The sequence below is a fragment of the Polaribacter sp. Hel_I_88 genome, from assembly GCF_000687935.1.
Taxonomy (GTDB): domain Bacteria; phylum Bacteroidota; class Bacteroidia; order Flavobacteriales; family Flavobacteriaceae; genus Polaribacter.
Map to the genome: position 1 here is coordinate 1,686,192 of NZ_JHZZ01000001.1, position 19,686 is coordinate 1,705,877.

The window sequence follows — 19,686 nt, forward strand, 5'->3', positions numbered from 1 at the left end:
TAACAAAGAAATAGATTTTTTTTAAAACTGATTTTTCTGCATTCTCTAAAGAGTTAAAACAAACCTTATTTGCGTTAAGTGAAATCTTACTATTCCTTTAATTTTGTATCAAACATTAAAACAATCATATGAAAAATATAAAAATAAACTCAATAAAATTATTTGCATTAGCATTTACAGCGTCAAGTTTTATGCTTGTTTCTTGTGATACAACAAAGAAAAATACCACAGATACTAATGTTGTAGAAAAAGTAGAGATTGAAAAAGATAACTTAGAAGTCGAAAAAGAAACCTTAGATGGTAATTTAGATAACGCTGAATTAAAAGAAGGGGAAGTTAAAACGCGCACATATATAATGAAAGAACAAACGCCAATTGTATACAATTTAGATGCAAATGGTATTGCTGGTTTTGATGATTGGGCAGATTTTACAGTCATAAACTACGAATTGGCAGCAATTAGAAAAGCGAATTATATTACCACTACTCAGCGTGTAAAAAACATGAATTATAGAATTGCAAATCTAGGAAACACCATTCCTTCTTGGTTAAAAACGGAAGAAGTTATGGAAGATGTTGCAGATATTCAAAAAGAATATTTAGAGTTGATTAAAGAAAGTAATGCTTCTGAAAATGAGGTAAAAGAAAACTTAGAAGAGCTTTCAGAAAAATTTGATGATTTAAAAGAAGAGTTAGATGAGACAGTTGCTCAATATGTAAAAATTCATGAAAGCGCAATTGAAGAATTTAACGAAGAATACAAAAAAGGAAAAATTGAAGCTGCTATTGAGGAATATAATGAAGAAATAAAAAAACTAGATAAAATTATAGATAATAAATAGTATTTAATGAATTAACCAGAAAGAAGAAAAAGTTTTTTAAAATAGGGTAGATTTTTGAAGTCTATCCTATTTTTATGCAAATTATGTATTGATACAATGTTTAATATGCTGTTGCAGAAGGACAAAATAACAAATCTGTAGGCGTATCAACATCATATAAATATTGGTGACCTCTAGTTTCTTTTTTACAAAAAGGTTCAATTAACCTTACCATTTTTTTGAAACCTTCTAACGTTAAAATACAGAAAAAATTTTCATTGTCTTTGGTTAAAATTCCTTCATCAGATTTAAATAATCCAAAAATTAAATTGCAATTTCTAGATTCAATAAAATCTACTTCTGCTAAATTTAATTTCTGTTTTTTATGGATCACAGTTTCTTCTAACAACTTCTTAAATTTGTTAGCTTCTTTTTTATCAAAATTATACAAACGAACCAAATTTTCGTCAAGTCCATTATAGTTTTCTATGTAATCTACTTCCATTTTGTTTTTATAATATTGTAATTTCTGATTAAAAAGCACTTCGACAAGCTCAGTGTGACATTATTAATATTAATTCAAATTGTTAATTGGCTAATAAAAATTATAGTTAATTTTAAATATTCATAATCACAATTCCTAATGGCAATTAGTTTAACGTCTGTAAGTCTGAGTTTGTCGAAGACAGTAACGATATTATTCTTCGATAAGCTCAGAAAGACTTTGTAAAATTTAATTGTTTTTAGTAAGGATAACATAATTAAATTTCTAATGCGCTTCCAACCAATTATAACCAATACCAACTTCGACATCTAAAGGGACCTCCATTTTAAAGGCGTTTTCCATTTCGAATTTAATAATTGGTTTTACAATTTCTAATTCGTCTTTTGGCACATCAAAAACCAATTCATCATGCACTTGCAATAACATTTTAGATTTAAAACCTTCTTTCTCAAAACGATTATGAATATTAATCATCGCTAATTTAATAATGTCTGCTGCAGAACCTTGAATTGGGGCGTTTACAGCATTTCTTTCAGCTCCACTTCTTACCATCGCATTTCTAGAATTGATATCTTTTAAATATCTACGTCTGTTTAAAACAGTTTCTACATAGCCTTTTTCTCTAGCAAAATCAACTTGACTAGACATATAGGCTTTCAGTTTTGGATACGTTTCATAATAGGTGTCAATCAATTCTTTGGCATCACTTCTGCTCAAATCTGTTTGATTGCTCAATCCAAAAGCAGAAACTCCGTAAATAATTCCAAAATTGACGGTTTTTGCGTTACTTCTTTGCTCACGAGTTACGTCTTTAAGTTCCACATTAAAAACTTTAGAGGCTGTTGAAGCATGAATATCTTCTCCATTTTTAAAGGCGTTAATCATGGTTTCTTCTTTGCTTAAAGCTGCAATAATTCGCAATTCAATTTGAGAATAATCTGCTGCTAACAAAACATGATCATTATTTCTTGGGATAAAAGCTTTACGCACTTCACGCCCTCTTTCTGTTCTTATTGGAATGTTTTGCAAGTTCGGATTGTTAGAACTCAACCTTCCTGTTGCAGCAACTGCTTGCATATATTGTGTGTGAATTCGCCCAGTTTTTGGGTTGATTTCATTTGGCAACGCATCAACATAGGTACTTTGTAATTTTTTATATTGTCGATATTCCTGAATATTTCTGATAATTTCGTGGTCTTTTGCCAAATACGATAAAATATCTTCGCCAGTTTTATACTGACCCGTTTTTGTCTTTTTAGGTTTGTCAACTAACTTCATGTTTTCAAAAAGAACGATTCCCAATTGTTTAGGCGAAGCAATATTAAATTCTTCTCCTGCCAATTCGTAAATGTTTTTTTCAAGCCTGTTGATGTCATCAGTCAATGCAACAGAAAGTTCGTTTAAAAATTCTGTGTTGATGTTTATTCCTTCAATTTCCATGGCTGTTAATACAGAAACCAAAGGCAATTCTACATCATTAAATAATTTTGTTACGTTTCCAGTTTCTAATTCGCCTGCAAAATGTTCTTTTAATTGATAAGTAATATCTGCATCTTCTACAGCGTATTCTGTTTGATCTTTAATAGGAACATCTCTCATAGAAAGTTGATTTTTACCTTTTTTACCAATCAAATCAGTAATTGAAACTGGTTGATAATTCAAATAGGTTTCTGCCAAAACATCCATATTATGCCTCATATCTGGGTTGATCAAATAATGAGCAATCATAGTATCAAACAATTTTCCTTTTACAGGCATTTTATAATTTGATAAAACTTTGATATCATACTTTAAATTATGTCCAATTTTTTCAATTTCTTGGGATTCAAAAAATGGTCTAAATTCTTCTAAAATTGTTGCTGTTTCCTCTTGATTTTCTGGAAACGAAACATAATATCCTTTGCCAGCTTCAAAAGAAAAAGCAATTCCAATAAGTTCAACTTCTAACGCTTTTAAACCTGTAGTTTCTGTATCAAAACAAACTGAATTTTGTTGCATCAATTTATCAATTAGCAATTTTCTAGAAAAAGGAGAATCTATATGTTGATAAAAGTGATTTGTGTTTTCTATATTTTTAAAACCAGATGCAGTTTGTGCTTCTGAAATGCTTCCTGCTCCTGGAGCAGCAAATAAATCAAACTGACCTTCAACTGGTGGTACAGATTTTTTAGAGGTAGATTTTTCATCGGTAGTATTTTCTGCTGAATTTACTCTTTCTGCATTTTCTTCGGCGAAGGTTTTTAAGAAGTTGGTTAATAAGTTTCTAAACTCTAACTCATTAAAAATCTCGGTAACTTTTTCAATATCTGGTTGATCTAATGTAAAATCTTTGGCGTTAAATGTTACAGGAACATCTAACATAATGGTTGCTAATTTTTTAGAAAGTAAGCCCAATTCTTTAGCAGCTTCTACTTTTTCTTTCATTTTTCCTTTTAGCTGATCTGTATTTTCCAAAAGGTTTTCCATAGAACCAAATTGTGCTAAAAACTTTTTGGCAGTTTTTTCTCCAACTCCAGGTAAACCAGGAATATTATCAGAAGAATCGCCCATCATTCCCAGAAAATCGATAACTTGTAAAGGATCTGTAATTTCGAATTTAGCCAACACTTCTGGAACGCCCCAAATATCATAACCACCTCCAAAACGTGGTTTGTACATAAAAATATTTTCGGAAACCAATTGTGCAAAATCCTTATCTGGAGTTACCATAAACGTTTGGTAGCCTTCTTTTTCTGCTTGCTTAGAAAGTGTGCCAATTACATCATCTGCTTCAAAACCTTCTTTTACCATAATGGGTATATGCATGGCTTTTAATATTTCATAAATAAATGGAATGGCGTCTTTAATAGGTTCTGGAGTTACATCTCTATTGGCTTTGTATTCCTCAAACATTTCAACTCTATCTACACTGCCACCTTTGTCAAAACAAACTGCTAAATGATCTGGTCTTTCACGTTTAATAACATCTAAAAGTGAGTTCATAAAACCCATAATTGCAGAAGTATCTAATCCTTTGCTATTGATTCTTGGGTTTTTTATAAATGCGTAATATCCACGAAAAATTAATGCGTATGCATCCACTAAAAAAAGTCTTTTTTGATCTGCCATTTTATCTATAATTGTAAAAGGATAAAACTACAAAAAACTGTGTAAAATTGGGCTTTTTATGTTGATGATTTTGATAAGAATCTTTGTTGGCGATTAATGCCGCGAATTCACGAATTATAAGTTTATAAGAAAATAGCAAGTGTTATTTCCCTTTCTGGAAACATCTCACGAAAAACTACGCACAGTTTTGAGACTCTTTCAGAGTGACAAATTACTTGTTATAAAGTTTGAGGAAAAAGTAGCATGTATTATTTGTTATGCTGAAAGCATCTCACGTAAACCTTTATAACTTGCTTCATGAATAAAAAATCTGTGAATTCGTGGCATCAAATTAAAAAATCATTTACCTTTTATACTCCACAGATTTCAACCCTTTTTTAAAAGGAGCTTTTAGTTGATATAGAATATCTTCAGATTTTTCTGCATCTAAAATATCAACTCCATACACAATATCTTTGGTGTCTTGATATATAAAAGTTCCAAAAATTCTGTCCCAGAAAGAAAAGATATTTCCAAAGTTGGTATCTGTCCAAGGCATTACATGATGATGATGAAATTTGTGTGTGTTAGGCGAAATAAAAACATAACTAATTGCTTTGTCTAATTTGGTTGGTAAACTAATATCTGCATGCGAAAAATAGGTAAAAAGAACCGTTAAAATTCTGTACATTAAATAATAAGAAACAGGCAAGCCAGCAATTAAAACACCCAGTAAAGCAAAGGTTTCTCTAAAAATAAAATCGATTGGATGATGTCTTGTTCCAGAAGTTACATCTACATGCGTATCACTATGATGTACTGTATGAAATCGCCACATAAATGGTATTTTGTGCAATAAATAATGCACTAAATATTGTGAGGTAAAATCTAAAATCATAATTGCTAAAATGATTTCTACCCAAACAGGAAAATCAACCAAATTTAACAAACCAAAATTTGTGGTATCAATCCAAAGAAAAACACCCACAGTTATCAACCCAAAAATTACATTTATAAGCATTGTAGAAAACAGTAAAACGAAATTAGTTTTCGCGTGTTTCCATTTGTTATATTGATGTTTTTTAAGCGGATAAACGCCCTCTAAAATCCAGAAAATAGATAAGCAACCCACAATCCAAATAAACTTTTGTAAGCTACTTAGATTCTCAAAAAAAACAACAATAGTATCAATCATTTTGATGAAAATTAAATGATAAATTTACTAAAAAATTTAACAGCAGGTTAAAAACCTTTGGTTTTTTAACAGTTACCTTTGTCCACATTTAAAAAATTTAGATATGCCTCGTTGGTTAATTCCTGTTCTTATTTTACTTGTTGTTATTGTTTCTGTTGAGATTTATACGTTTCAAGCTTTTAAAACAATTTCTAAAAGTAAATTAGTCCGTTTTTCTTATATAGCAATTAGTGTTGCTGTGTATGCGTATTTTTTCATTACCATTTTAACGTATGATAGAGGCAAAGGACAAACACCAGAATTTCAAATGGCAATGGGAATTATGATTACTTTTTCCATTCCAAAATTGATTATTGTTCTGATTCTTTTTGGTGAAGATATGTATCGATTGGTTTTAAAAATGTTCTCAGCAATTTCAAGTTCAGAAACACAATCTTTGGTTGGGAGAAGAAAATTTATAGCGCAAATAGCTTTAGGGTTAGCTGCCATTCCTTTTGCTTCTTTTATTTATGGAATTATTCAAGGAAAATATAATTATAAAGTGATTAAATATCAACTTTCTTTTGATGATTTACCTGAAGCTTTTGATGGGTATACCATTACTCAAATTTCAGACATTCATTCAGGAAGTTTTACCAACAAAGAAAAAATACAATATGGTGTAGATTTGATAAATGAGCAAAAATCTGATCTGATGTTATTTACGGGTGATATTGTAAATAATAAAGCCGATGAAATGGATGATTGGATTGATGTTTTTAAACAGTTAAAAGCCAAAGAAGGCAAATTTGCTATTTTAGGAAATCACGATTATGGAGATTACATGGATTGGAATTCGCCTCAAGAAAAAATTGATAATTTTCAAAAAGTAAAAGAAATTCATCAAAAAATAGGATTTGATTTATTGTTAGATGAACATAGATATTTAGAAAAAGACGGACAAAAAATAGCCTTAGTTGGAGTAGAAAATTGGGGAAAAGGTTTTAATCAAGCAGGAGATTTGCAGCGAGCATCATCAAAAATAAAAAAAGAAGATTTTAAGATTTTGATGAGTCACGATCCTAGTCATTGGCAAGAAAAAGTAAAAAAAGACGATTTCAATTATCATTTAACATTAAGTGGTCATACACATGGTTTACAAATGGGTATTGAAATTCCCGGGTTTTTACGATGGAGTCCATCTCAATATGCCTATAAACAATGGGCAGGTTTGTATCAAGAATTTGGCAGGTATATTAATGTAAATAGAGGTTTTGGATATCATGCATTTCCTGGAAGAGTTGGTATTTGGCCAGAAATTACGGTAATAGAATTGAAAAAAACTTGATCATCAGCTTATTTAATAAGAAATCTTATATTTGTAATACTAAAATTCAAAAGTTGTAAATTTTATACGTTTAAAAATATTCCATTATGACGAAATTCGGAGAATTAATCAGCACTGAAACACCAGTTTTAATCGATTTTTATTCAGATTGGAATGCTATCGAAAACAACTTAGATACTTTAAGAAGTGTTGCTGCAGCTTTGGGGGAAAAAGCCAAAGTAATTAAAATCGACATCAAAAAAAACGAAACTTTGGCAGATGCTTTGCGTGTAAAGGGAAATCCAACGTTTATGATTTATAAAAATGGCGAAATGAAATGGCGTCAAACAGGTTTTCATGACGCAAATACCTTAATTAGTTTGGTTCAGAAATATTTTTAAATTTTTAAAATGACAAAAATTATATCAATTACAAATTGAATACAATACTAATTTGTAATCTCTAAACAAGCAATTTTACTATATTCAATTTTTTCAATAAAATCAGAGATAGTTAATTGGTGTTTTTTTAAAATTTCAGCAATATTTTTTGTTGTTGTATTTCCTATTCTTAACCAAATTATTTTTGGAGGATTTCCTTTAATATTTGCAATATCAGAAAAATCGGCATCAAAAGTTACTATTGAAAAATTATGTATTTTAGAATATTCCCAAATATCTGTATCAGTAGCATTTTCAAGATTTAAGCTCCTTATTTGTTTAGAATCGTGGAATGTGTTTTGAATCTTTTGAATAATTCTGAAAGAAATATTTTGATCAAAGAGTAGTTTCACGATGCAACTCTTACTATGTTTTCTCTATTTGCTGCAAAAGATAAACAAGCATTAATACTTTCTTTATTTAGTTCAGGAAAATCTTTTAAAATTTCTTTTTTTGACATTCCATTTGCTAACCAGTTTAAAACATCGTATACAGAAATTCTAGTACCAATTAGTATTGGCTTTCCAAACCTTTTATTTGGCTCAATAGTTATGTATTTCTTGTAATCAATCATTTTTTTTTGTTTAAAGATACACTTTTTATTTCCCTTTTAAAATCAATAAAGGAACATTGGTATAAAATTCTTCTTTTAAAATCGTGTTTTTTTCCCAAAGTTTTTGAAAGAAACCTCTTTTACGTCTAAAAACACATAACATATCTGGATTATGAGTTTTAATGTGCTCCAAAACTCCTTGAAAAGTAGTCGCGTTTTCAGTAACCGTTAAAGTAGCTTGTAATTTTTCTAATTCTTTATGAATCACTAGATCTTCTTGTTTGTAATTTGGTGTTTTTACCAACAATAAATTTACTTGAGCATTAAACTTTTCAACGATATTCTGTAAAGGATGCAAAGCTGTTTTGCTTTTTAAAATACCAGATTTAAAAGCTAATAAAATATTTTTAATTGGAATGTATTGGTAGTTTTCAGGTACAGTTAATAAAGGAACATCTGTCTGTTTTACAAGGCTCCCAGCAGTTTTTCCTAAAAATATTTCTTCTTTTATAGAGTTGCTTTTTGCTCCAATAATAACTAAATCAATTCCTAATTCATCATCAATAGATACAACACTGTCTACTACAGAACCTTTTGCAGAAATTAATTTAATTTCTACGTTTTTTTTATCTACAGAATTTACCATAGTGCGCAAATACAAATTCGTTTCACGTTCAATAATGTTGTTTACATTTATAATGGTTCCCATTTTAGTTGGTGCACTATACGCTCTAAAAACAAAAATTTTCGCATTTGTTTCAGCTGCAAAATCAATTGCATATTGCAAGGTGTTTTGAGCGTTTTCTGTAAATCCGATAGGAACTAAAATATTTTGCATGGTAAAATTTTTAAGACTACAAAGTTACTAATTTTTCAACAAGTAAAGTATTTTCTGTTTTTAAGAAATGTACATTTGTAAAAAATATTTTTTTGAATACAGATATTAGTTTTAAACGAATTAACAAGCTGGCAATTCCTGCTTTAATTGCGGGTATTGCAGAACCTTTACTATCTATTACAGATACAGCAATTATTGGTAATATTAATGAAAATGCTACAGAAAGCTTAGCTGCTGTTGGTATTGTTGGTGCTTATATATCTATGTTAATTTGGGTTTTCGGACAAATAAGAAGTGCAATTTCATCGATAATTTCTCAATATGTTGGCGCTAATAAATTAGATGAAATAAAAACGTTGCCTGCACAAGCTATTGCCATTATTGTAGTTTGTAGTTTGTTGGTTTTAGCAGTTTCATATCCTTTTGCCAAGCAAATATTTCAATTTTATAATGCTTCAGGAGTAGTTTTGGAGTATTGTATTGTTTACTTTAAAATTAGAATTTTCGGTTTCCCATTTTCTTTATTTGTTTTTGCGATTTTTGGAATTTTTAGAGGATTACAAAACACATTTTACCCAATGATCATTGCTATTATTGGAGCTTTATTAAACATTGTTTTAGATTTGGCTTTTGTATATGGAATAGAAGGTTTTATAGAACCTATGTATATTGAAGGAGCTGCGTATGCTAGTGTAATTGCTCAAGTTACAATGGCAATATTATCAATTTTTTTGTTAATTAAAAAAACAGATATTTCCTTAAAAATTAAGACTAAATTTCACCAAGAAATTCCGAAATTATTAGGGATGATTGGCAATCTTTTTATAAGGACAATTGCTTTAAATACAGCATTGTATTTTGCAACTGCTTATGCCACAGGTTATGGAAAAGAATTCATTGCAGCTTACACAATTGGTTTAAATATTTGGTTGTTGGGCGCTTTTATGGTTGATGGATATTCCAGTGCAGGCAATATTTTAGCAGGAAAATTATTGGGTGCAAAAGAATATAAAACCTTATTACTTTTAAGTATTAAATTAACAAAATATGGTTTTATAACAGGAATTATTATTGTTGCTTTTGGCTTTTTGTTTTATAATTTTATTGGGCTAATATTTACCAAAGAACCTTTGGTTTTAGAACAATTTTATCACGTTTTTTGGATCGTTATTTTAACACAGCCTATAAGTGCAATCACTTTTATTTTTGATGGAATGTTTAAAGGAATGGGCTTTATGAAGTATTTAAGAAACGTTTTAATTCTCTCTACAGCTTTTGTTTTTATACCAACTTTATTGTTTTTTGATTGGTTAGATTATAAATTAGTTGCTATTTGGATTGCTTTTACTTTATGGATTTTAGCGAGAGGAATTCCGCTAATTATTAAATTCAGACGTACATTTTTGCCTTTAGCAAATGGATAAGCCAACTTTGCAAACACTTTTTATTTACCTATATTTACTATTAAATCAATTTAGAGATGAAAATAAAAAAAATAGTCTTTATCCTTTTTTTTGGAATAGTTATTGTAGCATGCACGAAAGAAAAATCATTAGAAACTTATATGACAGATTCTTGGCAAACCACCTATTTAAAAATAGAAATGCCAACCTATGAGAAATCGGATTCTTTGTATGTTTTTGAAGATAAATTTGATAATGAGCCAGAATTAATTGCACAATCTGTGTACCATAAAGATGGTACTTTTGATGCTTGGTTTATCAATAAAGAAGGAGAAAAGATTTCTGAATCTGATGGAAATTGGAGTGTAAAAAACGATTCGCTTTTTGTTGATTTTTCATACAATAATAGAGATATAAAGGTTGGCTATCATATTGAAAAAACTGAAGAAGGTTTTTTAGGGAAAAGTACTTTTGATTGGGATAATGATGGGGCTTTTGATGATTTTTTAACAATGAAAACAAAACGTATAAAAACAAACTAAAAGTTGATTAATTTTAAGAAAGTATCTTTAAAAATACGTATTTTTTTGTCCACCATTTTGCTGGTGTTATTGGCATCCATCTTAATTTTGGTGGTTACAGTGTATCAATATGATGAGCAAACAAAAGATTACAATATTCATCGTTTTGAGCGAAAAGAAGCCACAACTATAGAAACTATTGATTTAGAATTAACGAACAAAACAAGTTATCCTGTAAAGACAGAAAACTTATCAAAGATATTTCAAGAGCGTATTTATGAAATTTCATCGATCAACAAATTAAATATTTCTATTTTCGATTTGCATGGAAATTTATTAGTTTCCTCTAAAACCAATGCTTTTGAAGATAGTCAAATTAAGCCTTTAAGTTACAATAATCTCAATAATTTAAACCAAAACTCAAACCATAGAATTTTAATTTCTGATGAAATAGATGGTATGGGTTATCAAGCTTCTTACACCTACATTCACGACCCAAAATTTAAGAGAATTGGTATTTTAGAACTACAATTTAGCCAAGATAATTCAGAGATTGAGGAAGAATTAAAGGAGTTTATTTCTAGATTAGGTTTGGTGTATTTATTAATGTTGATTATTGCTATTGCTTTAGCCTATTTTTTATCAAGTTACATTACACGTTCTATAAAAACGATATCCGATAAAATGCAGCAAACTCGTTTAAATGAACGCAATGAAAAAATTATGGTAGATTCTGCCAGTTCAGAAATCGAAGTTTTAATTGAAGCCTACAATAATATGATAGATCAATTAGAAGAAAGTGCTGTAAAATTGGCAAAAAGTGAGCGTGAACAAGCGTGGAGAGAAATGGCAAAACAAGTTGCGCACGAAATTAAAAATCCACTGACACCAATGCGTTTAACCGTGCAAAGTTTTGAGCGTAAGTTTAATCCTGAAGACGAAAAAATTAGAGAAAAGTTGGCAGAATATAGCCAAACTTTAATTCAACAGATAGATGTAATGAGTTCTATTGCTTCTGCTTTTTCTGATTTTGCAAAAATGCCAACTCAAAACAGAGAAAAAATAAATGTGGTAAGTGTCGTAAAGTTGGCTATTGATATTTTTAACGAAGATTTTATCAGTTTTAAAACAACAGAAAAAGAATTATTTGCAAATTTAGATAAAACGCAATTAATTAGAGTGGTTACCAATTTGGTTAAAAACGCCTTGCAAGCTATCGAAAATGAAGAAAATCCTATTATTGATGTGATTGTTTTAACAGAAAAAAACAATATAAAAATTATAGTTTCAGACAATGGAAAAGGAATTGCAGAAGACGTAAAAGATTTAATTTTTGAACCTAAATTTACCACCAAAACAAGTGGAATGGGACTTGGTTTAGGAATGATAAAAAATATTATAGAAGCCTATGAAGGTAGAATTTCTTTTACATCAAAAGAAGGGATAGGAACTATTTTTACTGTAATTTTACCAAAAGAATAATTAGTAATTGCCTTGTTTTTAAAGGCTTTAAAAAATAAATAGAATGGATTTCGAGAATATAATCGTAGAAAAAGGAGATGGTCTTGGACAGATAACCATCAATAGACCAAAAAAATTAAACGCTTTAAATAAAGATACTATTACAGAGTTAAGTTTAGCGTTTAAACTTTTGGAAGAGGATGCAGAAGTAAAGGTAATTATCTTAACAGGTTCTGGAGAAAAAGCTTTTGTAGCTGGTGCAGATATTTCTGAATTTGCTAATTTTTCTGTAGATGAAGGAGGAAAATTAGCCCAAGAAGGACAAGAAATATTGTTTGATTATGTAGAAAATTTATCAACACCAGTTATTGCAGCCGTTAATGGTTTTGCTTTAGGTGGAGGTTTAGAATTGGCAATGGCTTGTCATTTTAGAATAGCTTCAGACAATGCAAAAATGGGTTTACCAGAAGTTTCTTTGGGTGTAATTCCTGGTTATGGAGGTACACAACGTTTGCCACAATTAGTTGGTAAAGGCAAAGCAATGGAGTTAATTATGACTGCTGGAATGATTTCTGCAGAGGATGCAAAAGATTGTGGATTGGTAAATCATGTAACTACTTTAGAAGAATTATTGCCTTTGGCAGAAAAGCTAGCTGGTAAAATTATGCGAAACTCATCTGTAGCAATTGCAAGTGCCATTAAAGCTGTAAATGCCAATTTTAAAGATGGTGTAAATGGTTTTGATATAGAAATTAATGAGTTTGGAAACTGTTTTGGAACTGAAGATTTTACAGAAGGAACTACTGCTTTTTTAGAAAAAAGAAAGCCAAATTTTCCTGGTAAATAAGTTTATCATTGAAATAAAAAGCATAAAAAACGAGCCATTATTGGCTCGTTTTTTTTGAATTTTACTATGTCTCGTCCTGAAATATTGTTACAGTCAACATTATAAAAATGGACTCAAATTACAAAAAGTGTACAAAGAAAGCTTACAGTTTAAGTTTAAAATTACAGATTGTTCAAGAGACTGAACAAGGTTTGTTATTACCCCTAACAAGCTACAGATAAATACGGAATTCAAGCAAAGTCAACGATTCTGACTTGGTTAAAGAAACATGGTAAGTTTGATTATCAGTATATAATTCAAAAAGGCAGTGATGAAAAATTACTACCTTTAATTTATAAATCTTGTAACGCTATTTTAGGACGTCACACCTTTATGAATCCTTAATTTTTAAATTCTTTCGCTTTAAATTGTCTTTTTCGGTTATAACCAATAATAGCAACAGTTAAGATAAAGATATTTAAAATGGTTCCAAATTTTGCGTCTTTCCAATTCATAATAATTAAATATTGCGAAAGGCTAACAGCTATAATTATCAGATTTATCCATTTTTTATTATTTAATAATGCTGATGATGCATATATAAATATTAAAAATGTTAGCAGCCAAAGTGCTCCCATAGGTTTTGAAATGTTTAAAAGTTCGTTAAATATTTCTGTAGAGAAAAAAGCTTTTATAAAACCTATTAGATGTAAAAAACCATGAAAAATAAGTAAGAGTGCATAAAAGTATTTCATAATTAAATTTTTAGTGATTTCTAATTTTTCCTGTTATTTCATCTAGGGTAATTTTAAATACTAAAGGGATTTCTTCTTTATTAATTTTACTGGAAAATTCTCCAATAAAATGTAGGTTTCTTTCTTCTTTTCTTAATATGATATCTTTAATGCCGTCTGCAAATTCATGTAATTTGCTTTTTGCATCAATACCAGAAAGTTCTTCGTAAATTCCGTGAGCTAAAACAGAAGTCCAATCTGTAAAGCTTTTTATTTCTGCAACCTCTAAAGAAACTTGTTTGTTTTGATGCATTGCTATTGTTTTATGTCCTTTATTAGAATAGCCTATAATGGTGTCTTTAGAATCAAAAAAGTACGTAATTGGTACAATAAATGGTCTATCTCTATAAATGTACGCGAGGTAACCTATATAATTATTAGCTAAAAAATTAATGCTGTCTTGTTGGTTTAAATTTTTTATCATCATAATTATTTTAAAGATTAATAGCCAATTTATAATATATAATAAAGATAAACTATGATATTAGTCAGTTAATATTTTATAATGTTAGTTTTGTAGAACTAAGGATGGTTTATTTTTTAATGTTTCTATTAAAACGTTACAATATTCAAATTATCAGTGCTTTGTAAATTTAATATTAATTATGATGCAAAAACTCTTTTGTAAAAATTTAAAAGCTTTTGATCTAAGTAGATCAAAAAAAATCAATAATATAATATATTAAAGGATTGTAAAATTATTATATATCATTTTTACAAAGGTTCTTATTTAATCTTTTTTGTACATTTATACTAAAAAAAAGAATGTTTAATCAAGATCAAGATGTATTTAATGTTTTATTAGGGTCAGTCTCTGAAGGTGTTATTGTTGTAGACGAACATCAAGTAATTATAGAGGCAAACGAATCTGCCCTTAAAATGTTTGGCTATGAAGATAATGAACTTATAAAGCAACCTTTAAATACGTTAATTCCTCGAAATTATCATGCAGAACATGGAAGCCACTTTAAAGGTTTTATGAAAGATAAAAAACGCAGAAGAATGGGGCAAGGAAGAGATATTTTTGGCGCAAGAAAAGATGGTAGTATTTTTCCTTTAGAAGCTGGTTTAAATCCTTTTACTATTTATGGGAAAAACTATGTAATGGCATTGGTTATAGATATTACATTGCGTAAAAAACAGGAACAAAAAATTATAGAATTAAATACTGATTTAGAGGATAGAGTAGCTCAAAGAACCAAAGATTTAAAAAAAGCAATTGAAGGGCTCAAAACACTAAATCTTGAGTTAGATGTTGAAAATAAAAAAAGAATTGAAGCCGAAGAAGAAACTAAAATTGCCTTAAAAAAGGAACAAGAATTAAATGAATTAAAAACCAAATTTTTATCTTTAGTTTCTCACGAATTTAAAACACCTTTAAGTGGTATTTTAACCTCTACAATGTTGTTAGGTAAATATAAACTAAGTGAGCAACAAGAAAAAAGAGATAAGCATATTAAAACAATTACAGATAAAGTTCATTATTTAAATAATATTTTAAATGATTTTTTATCGATAGAAAAATTAGAAAGAGGAGAATTAACTTACAATCCAACATCTTTCAAGTTAAGTAAAGTTGTAGATGAGGTTGTGTACAATGCTAATATTCTATTAAAAGGTGGACAAAAAATAAATTATCCAGAAAATATTGATGATTTTCTATTGTATCAAGATGAAAAAATTGTAGAATTAGCCCTATCTAATTTGGTACATAATGCCATAAAATATTCATCAGAAAATACCATTATAGATATCATGATTTCTCAAAATGATAAAGAAACTACTTTTAAGGTAATAGATAATGGAATTGGCATCCCAGAAAAAGATCAAAAAAATATCTTTAACCGTTATTTTAGAGCAGAAAATGCACTGCTTTCTCAAGGTACAGGAATAGGACTAAATATTGTAAAAAATCATATCGAAAACCTAAAAGGAACCATTTCTTTTACAAGTACAGAAAACAAAGAAACTACATTTACATTTATAATACCCAACAAAGCAACCAAATGAAAAAAATATTATTGATAGAAGATGATGCAGTTTTGAGAGAAAATACAGCTGAACTATTAGAGCTTTCAAATTATACTGTTTCAACAGCACCCAATGGAAAAATAGGAGTACAATTAGCATTCGAAAAAATACCAGATATTGTGGTTTGTGATATTATGATGCCAGAATTAGATGGTTATGGTGTTTTAGAAGCATTGTCTAAAAATAATAGTACAAAATATATTCCTTTTATATTTTTATCTGCTAAAACAGAACGTAAAGATGTAAGAAAAGGAATGGATTTAGGTGCTGATGATTATATTACAAAACCATATACTGAAGACGAGTTAATAAGTGCGATAGAAAGTAGGTTAGCAAAAGCATCAATTTTAAACGATGAAAGAAATAGCACTGCTAATGATCAACTTAAAGAAGAGGAAGAAGATGAGAACGAAATAAGAACTTTAAATGATTTAAAGAACTTTTTTGATGACAATGGTACCATTTTCGAATACAGTAAAGACGCTGTTATTTTTAAAGAAGGAGACAATTCTAACTTTATTTATTTGATTTGTAAAGGGTTTGTAAAATGCCATAAATTTGATGAACAAGGTAAAGAATTAACCACAGCACTATATAAGGAAGATGATTTTTTTGGCTACACTTCTTTTACACATAATATTCCATATCAAGAAACGGCTACAGCTTTAAAAGACACAGAATTGGTAGGGATTCAAAAAAGTGATCTCATAAAAATTTTAAACGAAAATCATAAAGTTACCTTAGCACTTATTGAACTTTTAACAGATAATATTTCTGGCATAAAAGACCAATTGCTAGAAATGGCATATAGTTCTGTACACAAAAAAACCGCAAGCACAATTCTTAAGTTTGTAGAAAAAATGAATCAAAAACCAGAAGAAGCTATTAAAATTTCTCGTAATGATTTAGCAAGTGTAGCTGGTATTGCAACTGAAACTTTAATAAGAACTATTTCTAGTTTTAAAAAACAAGGACTTATAGAGATTGAAGGTAGGTCTATTAGAATCTTAGATATTAAAAAATTACAGGAAATTTAGGAGTTATTTTTTAAATGTTTTTTAAAAAGGTAGCAAAAAACGATATGACCAATATCATTTTTTTAGCTTCATCTTCTTTTTAGTTTTGATATGTAAAGAAACTATCAATGAAAAACATTTTACTTCCTACAGATTTTTCTAAAAATTCATGGAATGCAATTGAGTATGCAATTAATTTTTATAAGGATACTCCTTGTAATTTTTACTTGTTAAATGTTGGTAGAGAAAGTAATTTAGTTGTGAATGATTCTCCTTATATTCCTAATAAAGATGTGCTTGAAAATCTCATCTTAAAACCTTCAAAACAAAAATTAAAACAATTTTTAAAGCAAATAAGAGAAGAGTTTCCTAAAAATAAAAAGCACAATTTTTATACTTTAGTAGACTATAATTTTTTTATTGATTCTATTAGAAAGCACGTTAAAGAAAAAGAAATCGATTTAATAATTATGGGAACCAAAGGAGCTTCTGGTTTTAAAGAATACATGATTGGTAGTAATACAGGAGAGGTTATTACAAAAGTATCTTGTACTACTTTAGTGGTGCCAGAAAACGCAAAATACACAGCGCTTAAAGAAATTGCTTTTCCTACAGATTTTATTTTATCTTATAATACTCAAATCCTAAAATCAATTTCAGCAATACTGCAGAAAGAAAACGCGTCTTTGCGAATTTTACATATCAATAAAAAGAAAATTCAATTAACAATAGACCAAGAAAACAATAAAGATGTTTTAGAGGATTTATTCAGCAATTTTGAAGGTAGCTTTCATAATTTAACCAACACAAAAGTAGAAGATGCTGTGCAATGTTTTGTGGAAAGTAGAAACATAAATATGATAGCAATGGTTGCTAAAAGTTTAAACTATTTTCAGCAAATATTATTTCATTCTAAAGTAGAGAAAATTAGCTACCATACCAATGTCCCTTTTTTAGTATTACACGAATAATTTACTATTCATCAATCGTTTATTTCTTCTTTTAAAATTTAGTTTATTGCTTTTCTTCAATATATAATAGTATTTTTTTTAAGTGCAAATCCCAAAATTAAAAAGGAATATTTTTTTTCTAAAACTGATATATGTCATATTTTAAATTTACAAACTACTGTATATTTGATGTATACAAACACAAAAAAGTTCTTTAAGTTATTGATAAAAAAATTACGGATTAATAGAATTTGTAAACTAAAAATTGAGTTTGAATCTATTGTTTAGTGTCGTGTAATGTTTTACTTATTAATAGGTAAAATATATTTTAGTATTCTAAAATTGGACAATAAAATCATACTCCTTTATGAACAGGAAGTTTCGGCTTCCTGTTCTATTAAAAAAAAGCCTTAATTATCTATATGGTAATCAAGGAGGTTATGAATAGATTGTAGCTATTATTGAACTTGTGTTCTCTAATAATTTTAAAACTATTCTGCAAAGGGGAGCTTAAACTCCCCTTTTTTTATCTTTAAAAACAATTAAAAATAGTATTTAAATAACTGTTAAATCATCATAAAATGAAAATAAATATTCAATTTGTAACAATGCCCACAAGCGAAACAATGCAAAATTATGCAATTGAAAAGCTAGAAAAAATGGCTCGAAAATACGATTCAATTATAAGTGTAGAAGTTTTTTTTAAGAAAGAAAACGATCCTAAAGGTAATGGTAAAATTTGTGAAATGGTGGTAAGCTTATCTGGTCCAAGAATATTTGCTTCTTCAAATGAAAAAAACTTTGAAGTTGCTGTAAAAAGTACCATTAGCGATTTAGAAAAGCAATTAGAAAAGCGAAAAGCAATTGCAAAACCTTACGCTTAAAACACAAACCAAGTACTCTGTAAATAAAGGCCTTCTTTTAAAGAGGGCTTTTTGCTGTCTGATAAATATCATTGTATTATGCTGTATTAATCCTTATTTTTAACAATACTTAAAATTTACAATGATGAAAAAAATACTTTTACCAACCGATTTTTCTGATAATGCTTGGAATGCAATTGTATATGCTCTTAAACTTTACAAAAATCAAAAATGTAAGTTTGTGTTGCTTAATACATATACTCCCATGATTTATAATATAGATTATATGGAGATAAATGGAGCTACAGCAAATGTTGTTAACTCTATCAGAGAAACGTCAGAAAAAGGATTAAATGATGTGCTTACTAAGATTCAAAAAAAATTTAAAAACCCAAATCATAGTTTTACAATGCTTTCTTCATTTAATACTTTGGTGAGTGAAATTAAAGAACTACATCAAGAAAACATTATAGATTTTATAGTAATGGGAACTAAAGGAGCCACTGGCTTAACAGAAATTTTATTTGGCTCTAACACAATTCACGTTATAAAAAATGTAAAATGCCCAATTTTGGCTGTACCAAGTGGTTTTGGTTTTGAGTCTCCAGAAGAAATATTATTTCCATCAGATTATGAAATTTCTTTTAAACAAAAACATTTACAACCAATTATAGAAATTGCTGAACCTTATACCTCACGAGTTCACTTTTTAAACGTTTCTTTTGGCAATGATTTAACTGATACACAAATTGAAAATAAAAAAAGACTAGAAAGTTCATTCAAAAAAATTGCACATATTTTTCATAGCGTTCCCAATCAAAATGTAACAGATGCTATTGCTAGATTTGGTTTAAAAGTGGATATTAATTTGTTGGTAATGATTAACAACAAACACTCTTTCTTTGAAAATTTATTTTTTCAATCAAAAATACATCAAATAGGGTTTCATTTAAACATTCCTTTTTTAATTATACCTTCTAAAGTTTAATCATAAAGTTCATTTTTGATTCACTATTTTTTAATTTTTCTTACATAAATAATGGTGCTAATACTTTATAGGTTTTTACTCTGACTAT

Annotated in this window: 20 protein-coding genes; 12 read left to right on the forward strand and 8 right to left on the reverse strand. The window is 28.6% G+C overall.

Annotated features, from left to right (window positions below; all coding sequences use genetic code 11):
* The first annotated feature begins 128 nt into the window (after positions 1 to 128).
* The gene (locus P161_RS0107605; RefSeq protein ID WP_026776419.1) at positions 129 to 842 is read left to right on the forward strand and encodes a hypothetical protein; all 714 of its coding nucleotides are present in this window, start codon (positions 129 to 131) and stop codon (positions 840 to 842) included.
* Positions 843 to 942: 100 nt separating this feature from the next.
* On the opposite strand, the gene P161_RS0107610 is transcribed toward P161_RS0107605, so the two are convergent.
* From P161_RS0107610 to P161_RS0107620, 3 genes are all read right to left on the reverse strand, one after another.
* On the reverse strand, positions 943 to 1,326 hold the full coding sequence (locus P161_RS0107610) for a hypothetical protein (RefSeq protein WP_026776420.1): 384 nt from the start codon (positions 1,324 to 1,326) through the stop codon (positions 943 to 945).
* 264 nt (positions 1,327 to 1,590) lie between these two features.
* Positions 1,591 to 4,434 carry a DNA polymerase I gene (gene polA / locus P161_RS0107615; RefSeq protein WP_026776421.1) on the reverse strand — a complete coding sequence of 948 codons (2,844 nt, stop codon included), beginning with the start codon at positions 4,432 to 4,434 and terminating at the stop codon, positions 1,591 to 1,593.
* Positions 4,435 to 4,777: 343 nt separating this feature from the next.
* Positions 4,778 to 5,608 carry a sterol desaturase family protein gene (locus P161_RS0107620; protein WP_231494720.1) on the reverse strand — a complete coding sequence of 277 codons (831 nt, stop codon included), beginning with the start codon at positions 5,606 to 5,608 and terminating at the stop codon, positions 4,778 to 4,780.
* A 103-nt stretch (positions 5,609 to 5,711) separates the two neighbouring features.
* Between P161_RS0107620 and P161_RS0107625 the strand changes: the two genes are divergently transcribed.
* Together P161_RS0107625 and P161_RS0107630 are read left to right on the forward strand one after the other, a co-directional pair.
* Complete coding sequence (locus P161_RS0107625) at positions 5,712 to 6,935, forward strand: metallophosphoesterase (RefSeq protein ID WP_026776423.1); 1,224 nt, start codon at positions 5,712 to 5,714, stop codon at positions 6,933 to 6,935.
* An 86-nt stretch (positions 6,936 to 7,021) separates the two neighbouring features.
* The gene (locus tag P161_RS0107630) at positions 7,022 to 7,315 is read left to right on the forward strand and encodes a co-chaperone YbbN (RefSeq protein WP_026776424.1); all 294 of its coding nucleotides are present in this window, start codon (positions 7,022 to 7,024) and stop codon (positions 7,313 to 7,315) included.
* Between the two features lie 47 nt (positions 7,316 to 7,362).
* Here the strand turns inward: P161_RS0107630 and P161_RS0107635 are convergent, their stop codons facing one another.
* The 3 genes from P161_RS0107635 to P161_RS0107645 are packed head-to-tail and all read right to left on the reverse strand — an operon-like array spanning position 7,363 to position 8,745.
* A complete protein-coding gene (locus P161_RS0107635; RefSeq protein ID WP_026776425.1) occupies positions 7,363 to 7,707 on the reverse strand; it encodes a DUF5615 family PIN-like protein in 345 nt (114 codons plus the stop codon).
* The gene (locus tag P161_RS0107640; RefSeq protein ID WP_026776426.1) at positions 7,704 to 7,925 is read right to left on the reverse strand and encodes a DUF433 domain-containing protein; all 222 of its coding nucleotides are present in this window, start codon (positions 7,923 to 7,925) and stop codon (positions 7,704 to 7,706) included. Before P161_RS0107640 ends, P161_RS0107635 begins: the two co-directional genes overlap by 4 nt.
* A 28-nt stretch (positions 7,926 to 7,953) precedes the next feature.
* Positions 7,954 to 8,745 carry a universal stress protein gene (locus tag P161_RS0107645; RefSeq protein WP_026776427.1) on the reverse strand — a complete coding sequence of 264 codons (792 nt, stop codon included), beginning with the start codon at positions 8,743 to 8,745 and terminating at the stop codon, positions 7,954 to 7,956.
* A gap of 92 nt (positions 8,746 to 8,837) precedes the next feature.
* Here P161_RS0107645 and P161_RS0107650 point away from each other — a divergent pair, with 92 nt between their 5' ends.
* The 4 genes from P161_RS0107650 (at position 8,838) to P161_RS0107665 (ending at position 12,977) form a co-directional block, all read left to right on the forward strand.
* A complete protein-coding gene (locus P161_RS0107650) occupies positions 8,838 to 10,169 on the forward strand; it encodes an MATE family efflux transporter (protein WP_026776428.1) in 1,332 nt (443 codons plus the stop codon).
* 56 nt (positions 10,170 to 10,225) lie between these two features.
* A complete protein-coding gene (locus P161_RS0107655) occupies positions 10,226 to 10,690 on the forward strand; it encodes a hypothetical protein (protein ID WP_026776429.1) in 465 nt (154 codons plus the stop codon).
* A 63-nt stretch (positions 10,691 to 10,753) separates the two neighbouring features.
* Positions 10,754 to 12,151: a HAMP domain-containing sensor histidine kinase gene (locus P161_RS0107660; RefSeq protein ID WP_231494779.1), complete on the forward strand. Its 1,398-nt coding sequence runs from the start codon at positions 10,754 to 10,756 to the stop codon at positions 12,149 to 12,151.
* 43 nt (positions 12,152 to 12,194) lie between these two features.
* A complete protein-coding gene (locus P161_RS0107665; RefSeq protein ID WP_026776431.1) occupies positions 12,195 to 12,977 on the forward strand; it encodes an enoyl-CoA hydratase/isomerase family protein in 783 nt (260 codons plus the stop codon).
* Positions 12,978 to 13,357: 380 nt separating this feature from the next.
* On the opposite strand, the gene P161_RS0107670 is transcribed toward P161_RS0107665, so the two are convergent.
* Both P161_RS0107670 and P161_RS0107675 read right to left on the reverse strand, forming a co-directional pair.
* Positions 13,358 to 13,711 (reverse strand): hypothetical protein, encoded by a 354-nt coding sequence (locus tag P161_RS0107670; protein ID WP_026776432.1) that lies wholly within the window; start codon positions 13,709 to 13,711, stop codon positions 13,358 to 13,360.
* Positions 13,712 to 13,721: 10 nt separating this feature from the next.
* Positions 13,722 to 14,174: a pyridoxamine 5'-phosphate oxidase family protein gene (locus P161_RS0107675; RefSeq protein WP_026776433.1), complete on the reverse strand. Its 453-nt coding sequence runs from the start codon at positions 14,172 to 14,174 to the stop codon at positions 13,722 to 13,724.
* 341 nt (positions 14,175 to 14,515) lie between these two features.
* On the opposite strand from P161_RS0107675, the gene P161_RS0107680 reads away from it, so the two are divergent.
* The 5 genes from P161_RS0107680 (at position 14,516) to P161_RS0107700 (ending at position 19,598) form a co-directional block, all read left to right on the forward strand.
* On the forward strand, positions 14,516 to 15,760 hold the full coding sequence (locus tag P161_RS0107680) for a PAS domain-containing sensor histidine kinase (protein WP_026776434.1): 1,245 nt from the start codon (positions 14,516 to 14,518) through the stop codon (positions 15,758 to 15,760).
* Positions 15,757 to 16,818: a response regulator gene (locus P161_RS0107685; RefSeq protein WP_026776435.1), complete on the forward strand. Its 1,062-nt coding sequence runs from the start codon at positions 15,757 to 15,759 to the stop codon at positions 16,816 to 16,818. Before P161_RS0107680 ends, P161_RS0107685 begins: the two co-directional genes overlap by 4 nt.
* A 107-nt stretch (positions 16,819 to 16,925) precedes the next feature.
* Complete coding sequence (locus P161_RS0107690) at positions 16,926 to 17,768, forward strand: universal stress protein (RefSeq protein ID WP_026776436.1); 843 nt, start codon at positions 16,926 to 16,928, stop codon at positions 17,766 to 17,768.
* Positions 17,769 to 18,328: 560 nt separating this feature from the next.
* Positions 18,329 to 18,631, forward strand: a complete 303-nt coding sequence (gene raiA / locus P161_RS0107695) for a ribosome-associated translation inhibitor RaiA (RefSeq protein ID WP_026776437.1) — start codon at positions 18,329 to 18,331, stop codon at positions 18,629 to 18,631.
* Positions 18,632 to 18,755: 124 nt separating this feature from the next.
* Entirely contained in the window at positions 18,756 to 19,598 is an 843-nt protein-coding gene (locus tag P161_RS0107700) for a universal stress protein (protein WP_026776438.1), read from the forward strand.
* Positions 19,599 to 19,686 lie beyond the last annotated feature (88 nt).

What these genes read in the sequence shown, in the direction of transcription:
- P161_RS0107605 (WP_026776419.1), top strand. Translation starts at nt 129, where the DNA reads ATGAAAAATATAAAAATAAACTCAATAAAATTATTTGCATTAGCATTT.
- P161_RS0107610 (WP_026776420.1), bottom strand. Translation starts at nt 1,326, where the DNA reads ATGGAAGTAGATTACATAGAAAACTATAATGGACTTGACGAAAATTTG.
- polA (WP_026776421.1), bottom strand. Translation starts at nt 4,434, where the DNA reads ATGGCAGATCAAAAAAGACTTTTTTTAGTGGATGCATACGCATTAATT.
- P161_RS0107620 (WP_231494720.1), bottom strand. Translation starts at nt 5,608, where the DNA reads ATGATTGATACTATTGTTGTTTTTTTTGAGAATCTAAGTAGCTTACAA.
- P161_RS0107625 (WP_026776423.1), top strand. Translation starts at nt 5,712, where the DNA reads ATGCCTCGTTGGTTAATTCCTGTTCTTATTTTACTTGTTGTTATTGTT.
- P161_RS0107630 (WP_026776424.1), top strand. Translation starts at nt 7,022, where the DNA reads ATGACGAAATTCGGAGAATTAATCAGCACTGAAACACCAGTTTTAATC.
- P161_RS0107645 (WP_026776427.1), bottom strand. Translation starts at nt 8,745, where the DNA reads ATGCAAAATATTTTAGTTCCTATCGGATTTACAGAAAACGCTCAAAAC.
- P161_RS0107655 (WP_026776429.1), top strand. Translation starts at nt 10,226, where the DNA reads ATGAAAATAAAAAAAATAGTCTTTATCCTTTTTTTTGGAATAGTTATT.
- P161_RS0107665 (WP_026776431.1), top strand. Translation starts at nt 12,195, where the DNA reads ATGGATTTCGAGAATATAATCGTAGAAAAAGGAGATGGTCTTGGACAG.
- P161_RS0107670 (WP_026776432.1), bottom strand. Translation starts at nt 13,711, where the DNA reads ATGAAATACTTTTATGCACTCTTACTTATTTTTCATGGTTTTTTACAT.
- P161_RS0107675 (WP_026776433.1), bottom strand. Translation starts at nt 14,174, where the DNA reads ATGATAAAAAATTTAAACCAACAAGACAGCATTAATTTTTTAGCTAAT.
- P161_RS0107680 (WP_026776434.1), top strand. Translation starts at nt 14,516, where the DNA reads ATGTTTAATCAAGATCAAGATGTATTTAATGTTTTATTAGGGTCAGTC.
- P161_RS0107685 (WP_026776435.1), top strand. Translation starts at nt 15,757, where the DNA reads ATGAAAAAAATATTATTGATAGAAGATGATGCAGTTTTGAGAGAAAAT.
- P161_RS0107690 (WP_026776436.1), top strand. Translation starts at nt 16,926, where the DNA reads ATGAAAAACATTTTACTTCCTACAGATTTTTCTAAAAATTCATGGAAT.
- raiA (WP_026776437.1), top strand. Translation starts at nt 18,329, where the DNA reads ATGAAAATAAATATTCAATTTGTAACAATGCCCACAAGCGAAACAATG.
- P161_RS0107700 (WP_026776438.1), top strand. Translation starts at nt 18,756, where the DNA reads ATGAAAAAAATACTTTTACCAACCGATTTTTCTGATAATGCTTGGAAT.